Source organism: Stenotrophomonas sp. PS02301 (assembly GCF_029959485.1).
In the GTDB taxonomy this organism is placed as follows: Bacteria; Pseudomonadota; Gammaproteobacteria; order Xanthomonadales; family Xanthomonadaceae; genus Stenotrophomonas; species Stenotrophomonas maltophilia_Z.
Genome location: NZ_JASCOO010000054.1, coordinates 17,944 through 29,631, shown reverse-complemented (window position 1 = coordinate 29,631; position 11,688 = coordinate 17,944). Strand labels below are relative to the sequence as shown.

The following is an 11,688-nucleotide window of genomic DNA, read 5'->3' as shown; positions in this document are numbered from 1 at the left end:
CCGCTGGCCGGCTCCCGATGAACCTACGGAGAAGCGTGTGAGGCTGCCGGCCAGCGGCCGGCACTACCCTGACCCGCTGTCACGCAGCCTGCCGCTATAGTCGGCCCATGAGCGATGCCCACACCGATCCCGCCGCGCTTCCCGCGATCCTGCAGACCCTGCGTACTGCTTGGCAGGCCAACCGCCCGACGCTGGAACAGCGCCGCGACGACCTGCAGCGCCTGCGCGCCGCCCTCAAGGCGCGCCTGCCGGAGATGGCCGCGGTGATCTCGGCCGATTTCGGCCACCGCTCCACCCACGAATCACTGATCGCCGACGGCATGACCGTGCTGGGCGATATCGATCACCTGTGCAGCCACCTGCGCGGCTGGATACGCCCGCGCCGGGTCGGCGTCGGCTGGCGGTTCTGGCCGGCGCGCGCCCAGACCCGGCCGGTGCCGCTGGGCGTGGTCGGGGTGATCTCGCCCTGGAACTATCCGGTCAACCTGGCCCTGATTCCGCTGGCGACCGCGATCGCCGCCGGCAACCACGTGATCCTCAAGCCGTCCGAGCACACGCCGCGCACCAGCGCCTTCCTGCAGTCGCTGCTGGCCGACGTGTTCCCCCCGGATCGGGTGGCGGTCGTGCAGGGCGATGGAGACCTCGCCAGCGCCGTGGCCGGCTCGCCGCTGGACCACCTGGTGTTCACCGGCTCCACTACCATCGGCCGCAAGGTGATGGCGGCGGCCGCCGAGCACCTCACCCCGCTGACCTTGGAGCTGGGGGGCAAATCCCCGGCCATCGTCTGCAGCGATTACCCGCTGGAGAAGGCGGCCGCGCGCCTGGCCACCGGAAAATTCTTCAATGCCGGCCAGACCTGCATCGCCCCGGACTACGTGTTGATCGACGGCCATCGCCAGCGCGAACTGGTGCAGCAACTGCAGACCCAGGTGCAGGCGCGCTATGGCGATTTCAGCGACGCCGCCGATTACACGCGCATCATCCACGACGGCCAGTACCAGCGCCTGCGTGGCTATCTCGATGAAGCCCGCGCGCGGGGCGTGCCGGTGATCGAACTGGCCACGGTCGATCCCGAGCGTGCGCAGCGCGAGCGGCTGATCGTGCCGACCATCGTGCTCGATCCGCCGGCCGATCTGGCCCTGATGCGCGAAGAGATCTTCGGTCCGATCCTGCCGGTCTGCGCGTATCCGGATCTGGACGCTGCCATCGCGGACGTGCAGTCCCGTGACCGCCCGTTGGCGCTGTACGTCTTCAGTCACGAACGTACGCAGGTGGAACGGGTGCTGGCGCAGGTCGTGGCTGGCGGCGTCACCGTCAACGACACGCTGCTGCATTTCGCGGTCAATGGGCTGCCGTTCGGCGGCGTTGGCCCGAGTGGCATGGGCGCCTATCACGCGCGCGCCGGTTTCGATGCGATGAGCAAGCAGCTGCCGATCCTGTGGCAGTCGCGCTGGGCCGCCAGCGATCTGCTCAAGCCGCCGTATTCGAAGATCGCCCGGATGTTGAAGGCGATGGTGCGGTGAGGGCCGCCGGCATGGACGCCCGCTAAAGACGCCTGAGCGCGGCCAGGAACGCGTCGGGATCCTCCGGGGAGACCAGCAGCGTGTAACCGGCCGTCGTCGGCAGGATCACCACCCTGTCCGGATCCGTCACCGCGACAAATGCCTTCCCGTTGCTGGTGCGGAACCACCCAAGTGAGAGGCCCGGCATGCCGATGCCATTGGTTCGCAAGGTCAGTGGGGTGTCGTTGCTGCCGGGCAGCCGTCGGCGTGCAGCGGAGAGATCAATCTGCGCCATCGGGACCGATACGGTGTACGCGCCGCCCCCCACGGTCAGGGTCGTGGCGTCCGCCGTCAGTCGGATCGCGCTGAGTTGCCAGACGCCAAGCAGGCCGATGATGACGGCAAGTGAGGTGGCGCCGAGTGCGGCTATCTGGGAAATTCTGTCCTGCCCGAAGAAGTAGACCGCCATGCCGACCAACAGCAGCGGGACGACGCCGATCAGCAGCACCGCAGCGAGCGTTTTGTAGTTCAGCGCGTGGAAGGCGAATTCAATGGGCATGGGGTGTCGGAACTCCTTCGGGCATATGTTGCAGTCACGGGCGGCATGTCGAGAATCTTCCTCCGGTCGACAACGATACAAGTGGGGAAGCTCCTCGCCTTGATGTGCGAAAGCACCTACAGAAATCGAGGCAGCTGCGACATTTACAGCGTGATATCCCCTTGCCCACTGGACAATGTGTTGCGCCGCTGGCCCCGGCGCCTCCGCTGGCGAGTGACGCTGCGGGTCAATCACGTCATGTGGCGCAAAGCACCCTCAACGCCCCGCCTGCGACGACCGGCCGTCGTGGAACCACGCATAGGCCGCAGCTTCCAGCTCGCCTTCCTCGGCGATCACCGAACCGTCCTCGTCCAGCAGGGGGTAGTGGCGCTGGTCACCGCCCAGCGCGGCGCTGCCATCCAGCCCGAGCAGCAGGGTGTACAGCGCGTCGGTGGTGAACGCATCGAGCATCTCCCGCAACTGCCGGGTCTGATCGGGCGACAGCTCCATCGCGGCGACCCTTGCCGCGGACGCCGTGCCTGGGGTCCATACAGCGGCCAGCAGGCGCACTTTCTCGGCGTACCACTTTGCTACGAAAGCATCTGCATCCATGGGATATCTGCGCTACTGGGGTGACTCACAGCCTAGCGGGGGACGCAGACGTGTGGCAAAAATCTGCGTGCCCCGAGCACGTGAGGCTGCCGGCCAGCGGCCGGCACTACCGTGGCTGCCCGGCGCGCGCCACAGGTAGAATGCCCGCATGAAAATCGCCTCCTGGAACGTCAACTCGCTCAACGTGCGCCTGCCGCACCTGGAACAATGGCTCACGGCGTTCGCGCCGGACGTGGTCGGCATCCAGGAAACCAAGATGGAGGACCACAAGTTCCCCGACGCGGTGCTGGCCGGGCTGGGCTACCGCAGCGTGTTTGCCGGGCAGAAGACCTACAACGGCGTCGCGCTGCTCTCCCGCGAGCCGGCGCAGGACGTGCAGATCGGCATTCCCGGTTTCGAGGATGAGCAGAAGCGTGCCATCGCCGGCACCGTCAACGGCGTGCGCATCATCAACCTGTACGTGGTCAACGGCCAGGACGTGGGCACCGACAAGTACGCCTACAAACTGCGCTGGCTGGAGGCGGTGCATGCCTGGGTCGAGGCCGAGTTGGCCAGGTACCCGGAGCTGGTGGTGATGGGTGACTTCAACATCGCGCCCGATGCCCGCGACGTGCACGACCCGCTGGTCTGGAACGAGAACCACATCCTGACCTCCACCGCCGAGCGCGGCGCCCTGAACAAGCTCCTCCAGCTGGGCCTGCACGATGCCTTCCGCCTGCACAGCGAGGAAGAGGGCGTGTTCAGCTGGTGGGACTACCGGGCGGCCGGCTTCCGTCGCAACCTCGGCCTGCGCATCGACCTGACCCTGGTCTCCGACGCGCTCAAGGCGCGCGCGCTGGGCTCGGGCATCGACCGTGAGCCGCGTACCTGGGAGCGCCCCAGCGACCACGCCCCGGCCTGGGTGCAGCTGGGCTGACCGCGGAAACAACAAGGCCCGGCAGTGCCGGGCCCTGTCGATCACACGTTGTACGTGCGTTCGTTACCGGACGCTTCGACGCGTAAACAGATTCACGATCGCGAGCAGGATCACGGCGCCGATCAACGAGTACAGGAAGGTGCGGATGGTGATCGCTTCATTGATGCCACCGCCGAAAAAGTAGCCGGCAATCAGCGCGCCGACGATGCCGACCACGATGTTCAGGATGATGCCCTGCTGTGCATCGCGCCGCATGATGATGCTCGCAAGCCAGCCCACGATACCGCCGACGATCAACCAGATGATGATGCCCATGACGTTGACTCCCAATAAGTGGATGGCACCGGGCCAGTTGACGGTACGTGCCGTGAAGTCACCGTGCAGTGCTCTTTTCGGGGTGTTCGCATGACCCTGCCGGCCACCCTGGACGGCCCGTGGCGCTTCGGCCCGGTCAGGGTCTGGCGCCTGCCGCATGTGCCGGGCACCCGGGGCGAGCCTCAGGCCCGGGTGCTGCTGGCCGAGCAGCTGGGCGGGGCGCCGGAGGACCTGCCGCTGCAGCGCGACCCGCGCGGCCGGCCGGCGCTGCATGGCCCGTTGGCGCATGTCGGCACCGGCTGGAGCCACAGCCACGGGCAGCTGCTGGTCGCTCTCGGTGAAGGCGTCCGCCTCGGCGTTGACCTGGAACCCCTGCGCCCGCGCCCACGGATGCTGGACATCGTGCAGCGCTTCTTCCACCCGGCCGAGATCGCCTGGCTGGAATCGCTGGACGAGAACGCCCGCAACCATTGGTTCTTCCGCGTGTGGTGCGCCAAGGAAGCGCTGTTGAAGGCGCAGGGGCAGGGCATCTCCTTCGGTCTGCACCGGCTGCAGCTCGCGCCCGGCATCGACGGTGGCCTGCACCTGGCCTGGTGTGATCCGGAACTGGGCCCGGCCGAGCGCTGGCACCTGCACGAGTGGCAGGCGGCCGATGATTTCCGCGCCGCGCTGGCCTGGCATGCGATGTGAGATGGGCAGCCGACCAACGGTCGGCTCTACCGACCTGCGATAATGGTGCCATGACAGAACACACCCTCCCCGCTGGCGTGGCCGATGCGCTTGAGCGCGGCCTGGCCGCCATGCAGCTGGACGCCGCGCTGGCACCACCGCTGCTGAGCTACCTGACCCTGCTCGACCGCTGGAACCGCACCTACAACCTGACCGCCATCCGCGATCCGCTGGAGATGGTGACCCGCCATCTGCTCGATTCGCTGGCGATGCAGCCGTACCTGGAGACCGGCACCCTGGCCGATCTGGGCACCGGCCCCGGGCTGCCGGGCATCCCGCTGGCGATCGCGCGCCCGCAGTTGCAGGTGACCCTGGTCGAGAGCAACGGCAAGAAAGCCCGCTTCATGCGCGAGGCCGTGCGCCAGCTGGGCCTGGGCAACGCCCGCGTGGCCGAGTCGCGTGCCGAGTCGCTGGCCGAACCGGCCGCCTACGACCATCTGACCGCCCGCGCGATGGATACCCTGGCCGGGATCATCCGGGTCGGTGGGCATCTGCTGCGCCCGGGCGGCCGCCTGCTGGCCATGAAAGGCGTGTACCCGCACGACGAGATCGCGCAGCTGCCGGCCGGCTGGTCGGTCGAGCAGGTGCTGCCCTTGAGCGTCCCTGGATTGACCGGCGAACGTCATCTGGTGGTGGTCATCGGCCCGTGAGCCGGTGACTTCGCTGCCCGCAGCGCCCGCCCCACGGTCGTCCCGCCCCTTCCCGCGATGGCCCCATGCGGCGTCGTCGGCGTGCCCGTGGGCGTCGCTGCGGCATTGCGGCGCGTGCCTGCCACGCATCTCACAGTGCATGACACGCCCCATATACGCATAATGACCAGTCCCACTCCCTGCCGATGAGGCTCACCCGCATGGCCCGCATCATCGCCATCGCCAACCAGAAAGGTGGCGTCGGCAAGACCACGACCGCCGTCAATCTGGCCGCCTCCCTGGCTGCTGCACCCAAGCGCGTGCTTCTTGTCGACCTCGATTCCCAAGGCAATGCGACCATGGGCAGCGGCGTGGACAAGCGCGAAGTCGCCGCCTCCACCTGTGACCTGCTGCTGGGCGAAAGCACCGCGGCCGAGGTCCGGGTCAAGACGCCGGAAGGTTTCGACCTGCTCCCGGGCAACATCGACCTGACCGCCGCCGAGATCCAGCTGATGGACCAGAGCGAGCGCGAGCAGCGCCTCAAGCGCGCGCTGGCCCCGATCCGTGACGAATACGACTACATCCTGATCGACTGCCCGCCGGCGCTGTCGCTGCTGACGCTCAACGCGCTGGCCGCCGCCGATTCGGTGATCGTGCCGATGCAGTGCGAGTACTACGCGCTGGAAGGCCTGAGCGCGCTGGTGGAAACCATCGAAGCGCTGCGTGCCAACCTCAATCCCGCGCTGGAGATCGAGGGGGTGCTGCGGACCATGTTCGATGTGCGCAACAACCTGGCCAACGCCGTGTCGGCCGAGCTGACCGAGCACTTCGGCGAGCAGGTGTTCCGCACCATCGTGCCGCGCAACGTGCGCCTGGCCGAGGCGCCCAGCCATGGCCAGAGCATCGTCGGGTACGACCGTGCCTCGCGCGGTGGCGTTGCCTATCTCGGCCTGGCCGGCGAGATCATCCGTCGCAACAACCAACGCAAGAAGGCCGACAAGGCCATGGAGACCGCCTGATGAGCACCAAGCCTGCCCTCGGCAAGAAACGCGGCCTCGGCCGTGGCCTCGACGCGCTGTTGGGGCCCAAGGGGGCGGTGACACAGGTGCAGGCGGCGGCCGTGGTCGAACCGCTGCCGGGTGAACGCCTGCGCAAGCTGCCGGTCGGTCATCTGCAGCCGGGCAAATACCAGCCGCGCCGCGACATGGACGAGACCAAGCTTGCCGAGCTGGCCGAGTCGATCAAGGCGCAGGGCGTGATCCAGCCGATCCTGGTCCGCCAGCTGGGCGCGGACAGCTTCGAGATCGTGGCCGGCGAACGCCGCTGGCGCGCGTCGCAGCTGGCCGGTCTGGATGAAGTACCGGTGGTGGTGCGCGAGCTGGAAGACCGCACCGTCATCGCGATGGCGCTGATCGAGAACATCCAGCGCGAAGACCTCAATCCGCTCGAAGAAGCTGAAGCGCTGCAGCGGCTGATCAGCGAGTTCGCCCTCACCCATGCCGAAGCCGCCCAGGCCGTCGGCCGCTCGCGCGCGGCGGTGTCCAACCTGCTGCGCCTGCTGGAGCTGCCGATCGCGATCCGCCTGCTGCTGGAAACCCGCCGGCTGGAAATGGGCCATGCCCGCGCGCTGCTCACCCTGGCACCGGAACTGGCCAGCAAGCTGGCCCAGGAAGCGGCCGACCAGGGCTGGTCGGTGCGCGAAGTGGAACACCGCGCGCAGCAGTTCGCTGCTGGCAAAGTGCCCGGCGCGCTGCGCAAGAAGCCCACCGCCGCCGCGCCGCAGGCCGATATCGCTTCGCTGGAAACCGAGTTGTCCGAGTCGCTGGGCGCCCGCGTGGCGATCGCCCATGGCCGTGGCGGCAAGGGCAAGCTGATCATCCATTACACCGACCTGGACACGCTGGATGGCGTGCTCGACCGACTTCGCGCACAGAAGGGCTGAGTCCCCCGCAGGCGTCAGAGGATTTCCCCCAACCAATGAACCCCACCAAGGTCGACCGCAACCATCTGTTGCGTCTGACCGACCTGCCGAATGTCGGGCCGGCCTGTGAGAAAGATCTCCGTCTGATCGGCATCCGCGTGCCAGCGCATCTGCGCGGTCGCGATGCCTACGACATGTACGCGCAGCTGTGTCTGCGCACCGGGGTGATGCACGACCCCTGTGTGATCGATGTATTTCTGTCGGTGCTGCGTTTCATGCAGGGCGAGGCGCCGCGGCCGTGGTGGGATTTCAGCAAGGAACGCAAGGCCACCTTGGCCAAGGAAGCGCCGCTCAGCCTCTGGTGAGGCGGGCCACCGGGATGCGCGGATCGCCACGCGTGCGTCCCGGCAAAACACTGTATTGATACGTGGCTGCATGACGGACAGACCCCATGACGATTCTCGTGACCGGCGCCGCCGGTTTCATCGGCGCCAACACCTGCAAGGCCCTGCTTGAGCGCGGTGAGCGCGTCGTCGGCCTGGACAACTACAACGATTACTACGATCCGCAGATCAAGCGCGATCGCGTGGCTGCGCTGTGCCCGGAGGCGGACATCCGCGTGCTCGACCTGACCGACCGCGACGGCCTGGCCGCGCTGTTCGACGAGGTCCAGCCGACCCGCGTCATCCACCTGGCCGCACAGGCCGGCGTGCGCTATTCGCTGGAAAACCCGCATGCCTACGTCGACAGCAACCTGACCGGCTTCGTCAACATGCTGGAACTGTGCCGCCATCGCGGCGTGACCCATCTGGTGTACGCCTCGAGCAGCTCGGTGTACGGCGATTCGGCGACCCCGCCGTTTTCCGAAGACCAGCGCATCGACAAGCCGCGCTCGCTGTACGCCGCGACCAAGGCCGCCAACGAGCTGATGGCCTACACCTATGCCCAGCTGTATGGCCTGCACGCCACCGGCCTGCGCTTCTTCACCGTGTACGGCCCGTGGGGCCGCCCGGACATGGCACCGCTGCTGTTCTCGCGCGCGGTCCTGGCCGGGCGGCCGATCGACGTGTTCAACGACGGAAAAATGCAGCGCGACTTCACACATGTCTCCGACATCGTGGATGGCATCCTCGGCGCGCTGGCGCATCCGTCCAGCGAAACGGTGCCGCACCGGGTGTTCAACCTCGGCAACCACACGCCGATCGAGCTGGAGCACTTCATCGGCGTCATCGAGGCGGCGGCCGGACGCCCGGCGCAGAAGGTCTACAAGCCGATGCAGCCCGGCGACATGGTCCGCACCATGGCCGATACCACGCGTGCGCATGACGCTTTCGGCTATGAACCGGCGATGCCGATCGAGCGCGGTCTGCCGCCGGTGGTGGCCTGGTGCCGCGAGTATTTCGGCGATCACGCCTGACACACACGCGCCGATTCATCTTCGGATAACCTCGGGTGCGGAAAATGCGCGCTCTTTTTCGATCCTGGCCATTCGCAGAGCCCGACCATGAGCCAACCCCAGTTGTCGGTCGTCGTCCCGGTCTTCAATGAACGCGACAACGTCACGCCCCTGATCCACGAGATCACCACCGCACTGCGCGGGCAGGTCGATTTTGAAATCGTCTATATCGACGACCACTCGCGCGACGACACCCTGGCGGTGCTGCAGGCCCTGAAGGCCACCACGCCGGAGCTGCGGGTGCTGCACCACGTCACCCAGAGCGGGCAGAGCACCGCGGTACGCAACGGCGTCAAGCACGCGCGCGCGCCGTGGATCGCCACCCTGGATGGTGACGGCCAGAACGACCCGGCCGACATCCCCAAGCTGCTTGCGGCCCGTGCCGCGGCCGCCACCGAGGTCAAACTATTCGCCGGGTGGCGGGTGAATCGCCAGGATTCGGGCAGCAAGCGCTGGGCCAGCAAGTGGGCCAACGCGATCCGCGCGCGCATGCTGCGCGACGATACCCCCGATACCGGCTGCGGCATCAAGCTGTTCGAGCGCGCTGCGTTCCTGGAGTTGCCGTACTTCGACCACATGCACCGCTACCTGCCGGCGCTGATGCAGCGGGCCGGCTGGAAGACCACCAGCGTGCCGGTCAATCACCGGCACCGCACCGCCGGGGTCTCCAAGTACAACAACCTCGGCCGTGCCCTGGTCGGCATCCGTGATCTGCGCGGGGTGGCCTGGCTGATCACGCGCAGCAAGCGCACCGTCGTGGAAGAACGCTGATGGAACTGCACTGGCTCGATCAGCCGCTCACCTGGCTGTACTGGACCGGCCTGCATGTGACCGGCTGGAAGCTGATCGGCTACACCGGCGCGCTGATGTTCGGCGGCCGCTGGCTGGTCCAGTTCGTGGCCTCGCGCCGCGCCGGCAAGCCGGTGATCCCGCGCCTGTTCTGGTACATGAGCGTGGTCGGCAGCCTGATGACGCTGAGCTACTTCCTGTTCTCGGCCAAGCAGGACTCGGTGGGCGTGCTGCAGAATCTGTTCCCGGCCTTCACCGCGTTGTACAGCCTGAAGCTGGATATCGCGCACCGTGGTTGGAAGCGGGACAAGGCGACGCACTAGGGTCGGGCAGGACCTTTGATCCATGCACCGCCCGCCGGCTTGGTGCCATGATCGGGGTTTGCCGTCCCTCGGGAACCCTTGACCGTGAAATCACCGCTCGTTGCTGCGCTGCTGCTCGCCCTGGCCCTTCCCGCCGGCGCTGCCCTGGCTGCTCCTCCGGCTGCCCCGGCTGCCGCCCCGGCCAGCCTGGCCACTGAAAGCCCTGCCGATGCGCAGTTCCGCGCGATCTACGAGAAGGAATGGGCCTGGCGCGAAGCCGGCGGCGGTGAAGCCAGCGAAGACGGTGACGGCCCGGCCAATGCCACCCGCATGCCCGATGTCGGCGCCGCCGCGCAGCAGGGCCGGTTGAAGGTCTGGGACGACGTCCTGGCCCAGCTGGACAAGCTCGACACCCAGGCGCTCTCGGCCGAGAACCGCATCAACTACGCGATCTACCGCGACCAGGTGTTCAACCTGGCTGCCGAGGTGCGCCTGCGCGCCTACGAAATGCCGTTCAACGCGGACTCCTCGTTCTGGTCCAACCTGTCCTTCATGGCCCGGCGCGAGATGAAGACCGCGCAGGACTACCGCAACTACATCGCACGCCTGAACGATGTGCCGCGCTACTTCGAGCAGCAGACCGAGAACATGCGTGCCGGCCTCAAGCGCGGTTTCAGCGTGCCGCGTGCGGTGCTCGATGGCCGCGAGGTGTCCATCGCCACCGTGTCCGAACTGAAGGACCCGACCCAGTCGCCGCTGTACGCCCCGTTCAAGAAGCTGCCGGCCAGCATCCCGGCCGCCGAGCAGGCACAGCTGCAGGAACAGGCCCGCCAGGCCATCGGCGGCAGCGTGGTGCCGGCGTTCGCCAAGCTGCGCACCTTCTTCGTCAGCGAGTACGTGCCGCAGGCGCGCACCACCCTGGCCGCCGAGGCGATGCCGGGCGGCAAGGCGTACTACAAGCAGCAGATTCACGAATACACCACGCTGGACCTGACCCCGCAGCAGATCCACGAGATCGGGCTGAAGGAAGTCGCACGCATCCAGGCCGAGATGAACGGCATCATCCAGCAGGTCGAGTTCAAGGGCAGCTTCGCCGAGTTCCTGACCTTCCTGCGTACCGATCCGCAGTTCTACGCCAAGACCCCGGACGAGCTGTTGCACCGGGCGGCATGGATCTCCAAGCGCGTGGATGGCGTGATCGGCAAGTACATGACGCTGCCGCGTGCGCGCTTCACCATCGTGCCGGTGCCGCCGGACATCGCCCCGTTCTGGACCGCCGGCCGCGGTGGCATGGGCACCTACTGGCTCAACACCTACAACCTGCCGGCGCGGCCGCTGTACAACCTTCCCGCGCTGACCCTGCATGAGTCCGATCCGGGCCATGCCCTGCAGGGCGCGCTGGCGGCAGAGCAGGGCGAGCAGCCCGCGTTCCGCCGCAACAACTACATCTCCGCCTATGGCGAAGGCTGGGGCCTGTACTGCGAGAAGCTCGGCGTGGAGATGGGCATCTACGAAACGCCGTACGAGGATTTCGGCCGCCTCACCTACGAGATGTGGCGCGCCGCGCGCCTGGTGATCGATACCGGCGTGCACCACAAGGGCTGGACCCGCGAGCAGGCGCTGTCCTACCTGCGCGACCACACCGCGCTGAGCGAGCACGAAGTGACCACCGAAGTGGATCGCTACATTTCCTGGCCGGGTCAGGCGCTGAGCTACAAGCTCGGTGAGATCGCGATCGTGCGCCTGCGCGCGCAGGCCGAGCAGGAGCTGGGCGACCGCTTCGACGTCAAGGCCTTCCACGACGCCGTGCTCAGCCAGGGCTCGGTGCCGTTGCCGGTGCTGGAGGCGCAGATCCAGGCCTTCATCGCCCAGCGCAAGGCCGCCGCCAGCTGAGGTGCGCGGAGCCGGCCATCGCGCCGGCCCCGGCCAACGTGAACCAAGCGGCCGGGCTGCGATTGTGTAACGGCTTCACGCCCGGC

14 protein-coding genes are annotated in these 11,688 nt (G+C 67.4%); 11 read left to right on the top strand and 3 right to left on the bottom strand.

All coding sequences use genetic code 11. The features are described 5' to 3' along the window. Positions 1-107 precede the first annotated feature (107 nt). A complete protein-coding gene (locus QMX81_RS13590; RefSeq protein WP_282262237.1) occupies positions 108-1,523 on the top strand; it encodes a coniferyl aldehyde dehydrogenase in 1,416 nt (471 codons plus the stop codon). Positions 1,524-1,545: 22 nt separating this feature from the next. On the opposite strand, the gene QMX81_RS13585 is transcribed toward QMX81_RS13590, so the two are convergent. Beyond that, entirely contained in the window at positions 1,546-2,061 is a 516-nt protein-coding gene (locus tag QMX81_RS13585; protein ID WP_282262236.1) for a PH domain-containing protein, read from the bottom strand. Between the two features lie 255 nt (positions 2,062-2,316). Next, positions 2,317-2,652, bottom strand: a complete 336-nt coding sequence (locus QMX81_RS13580; RefSeq protein WP_147433890.1) for a hypothetical protein — start codon at positions 2,650-2,652, stop codon at positions 2,317-2,319. Positions 2,653-2,800: 148 nt separating this feature from the next. Here QMX81_RS13580 and xth point away from each other — a divergent pair, with 148 nt between their 5' ends. After that, entirely contained in the window at positions 2,801-3,568 is a 768-nt protein-coding gene (gene xth / locus QMX81_RS13575) for an exodeoxyribonuclease III (RefSeq protein ID WP_282262233.1), read from the top strand. Positions 3,569-3,631: 63 nt separating this feature from the next. Here xth and QMX81_RS13570 read toward each other — a convergent pair whose 3' ends face one another. After that, positions 3,632-3,883, bottom strand: a complete 252-nt coding sequence (locus QMX81_RS13570; RefSeq protein WP_121040962.1) for a GlsB/YeaQ/YmgE family stress response membrane protein — start codon at positions 3,881-3,883, stop codon at positions 3,632-3,634. A gap of 90 nt (positions 3,884-3,973) precedes the next feature. Between QMX81_RS13570 and QMX81_RS13565 the strand changes: the two genes are divergently transcribed. From QMX81_RS13565 to QMX81_RS13525, 9 genes are all read left to right on the top strand, one after another. Continuing rightward, the gene (locus QMX81_RS13565; RefSeq protein ID WP_282262231.1) at positions 3,974-4,573 is read left to right on the top strand and encodes a 4'-phosphopantetheinyl transferase superfamily protein; all 600 of its coding nucleotides are present in this window, start codon (positions 3,974-3,976) and stop codon (positions 4,571-4,573) included. A 50-nt stretch (positions 4,574-4,623) separates the two neighbouring features. Beyond that, positions 4,624-5,262 carry a 16S rRNA (guanine(527)-N(7))-methyltransferase RsmG gene (gene rsmG / locus QMX81_RS13560; RefSeq protein ID WP_282262230.1) on the top strand — a complete coding sequence of 213 codons (639 nt, stop codon included), beginning with the start codon at positions 4,624-4,626 and terminating at the stop codon, positions 5,260-5,262. A 200-nt stretch (positions 5,263-5,462) separates the two neighbouring features. Beyond that, a complete protein-coding gene (locus tag QMX81_RS13555) occupies positions 5,463-6,260 on the top strand; it encodes a ParA family protein (RefSeq protein WP_019185613.1) in 798 nt (265 codons plus the stop codon). Beyond that, the gene (locus QMX81_RS13550; protein WP_121040956.1) at positions 6,260-7,183 is read left to right on the top strand and encodes a ParB/RepB/Spo0J family partition protein; all 924 of its coding nucleotides are present in this window, start codon (positions 6,260-6,262) and stop codon (positions 7,181-7,183) included. Before QMX81_RS13555 ends, QMX81_RS13550 begins: the two co-directional genes overlap by 1 nt. 35 nt (positions 7,184-7,218) lie before the next feature. Next, positions 7,219-7,527, top strand: a complete 309-nt coding sequence (locus tag QMX81_RS13545) for a helix-hairpin-helix domain-containing protein (protein ID WP_019185615.1) — start codon at positions 7,219-7,221, stop codon at positions 7,525-7,527. A gap of 86 nt (positions 7,528-7,613) precedes the next feature. After that, on the top strand, positions 7,614-8,579 hold the full coding sequence (locus QMX81_RS13540; RefSeq protein WP_282262225.1) for an SDR family NAD(P)-dependent oxidoreductase: 966 nt from the start codon (positions 7,614-7,616) through the stop codon (positions 8,577-8,579). Between the two features lie 87 nt (positions 8,580-8,666). Beyond that, positions 8,667-9,389 (top strand): glycosyltransferase family 2 protein, encoded by a 723-nt coding sequence (locus QMX81_RS13535; RefSeq protein WP_152152068.1) that lies wholly within the window; start codon positions 8,667-8,669, stop codon positions 9,387-9,389. Next, entirely contained in the window at positions 9,389-9,730 is a 342-nt protein-coding gene (locus QMX81_RS13530) for a lipid-A-disaccharide synthase N-terminal domain-containing protein (RefSeq protein WP_121040949.1), read from the top strand. Before QMX81_RS13535 ends, QMX81_RS13530 begins: the two co-directional genes overlap by 1 nt. 84 nt (positions 9,731-9,814) lie before the next feature. Then, a complete protein-coding gene (locus tag QMX81_RS13525; RefSeq protein WP_282262220.1) occupies positions 9,815-11,602 on the top strand; it encodes a DUF885 family protein in 1,788 nt (595 codons plus the stop codon). Positions 11,603-11,688 lie beyond the last annotated feature (86 nt).

Coding starts and splice junctions, on each gene's coding strand:
- QMX81_RS13590 (WP_282262237.1), top strand. CDS start 108: ATGAGCGATGCCCACACCGATCCCGCCGCGCTTCCCGCGATCCTGCAG.
- QMX81_RS13585 (WP_282262236.1), bottom strand. CDS start 2,061: ATGCCCATTGAATTCGCCTTCCACGCGCTGAACTACAAAACGCTCGCT.
- QMX81_RS13580 (WP_147433890.1), bottom strand. CDS start 2,652: ATGGATGCAGATGCTTTCGTAGCAAAGTGGTACGCCGAGAAAGTGCGC.
- xth (WP_282262233.1), top strand. CDS start 2,801: ATGAAAATCGCCTCCTGGAACGTCAACTCGCTCAACGTGCGCCTGCCG.
- QMX81_RS13570 (WP_121040962.1), bottom strand. CDS start 3,883: ATGGGCATCATCATCTGGTTGATCGTCGGCGGTATCGTGGGCTGGCTT.
- QMX81_RS13565 (WP_282262231.1), top strand. CDS start 3,974: ATGACCCTGCCGGCCACCCTGGACGGCCCGTGGCGCTTCGGCCCGGTC.
- rsmG (WP_282262230.1), top strand. CDS start 4,624: ATGACAGAACACACCCTCCCCGCTGGCGTGGCCGATGCGCTTGAGCGC.
- QMX81_RS13555 (WP_019185613.1), top strand. CDS start 5,463: ATGGCCCGCATCATCGCCATCGCCAACCAGAAAGGTGGCGTCGGCAAG.
- QMX81_RS13550 (WP_121040956.1), top strand. CDS start 6,260: ATGAGCACCAAGCCTGCCCTCGGCAAGAAACGCGGCCTCGGCCGTGGC.
- QMX81_RS13545 (WP_019185615.1), top strand. CDS start 7,219: ATGAACCCCACCAAGGTCGACCGCAACCATCTGTTGCGTCTGACCGAC.
- QMX81_RS13540 (WP_282262225.1), top strand. CDS start 7,614: ATGACGATTCTCGTGACCGGCGCCGCCGGTTTCATCGGCGCCAACACC.
- QMX81_RS13535 (WP_152152068.1), top strand. CDS start 8,667: ATGAGCCAACCCCAGTTGTCGGTCGTCGTCCCGGTCTTCAATGAACGC.
- QMX81_RS13530 (WP_121040949.1), top strand. CDS start 9,389: ATGGAACTGCACTGGCTCGATCAGCCGCTCACCTGGCTGTACTGGACC.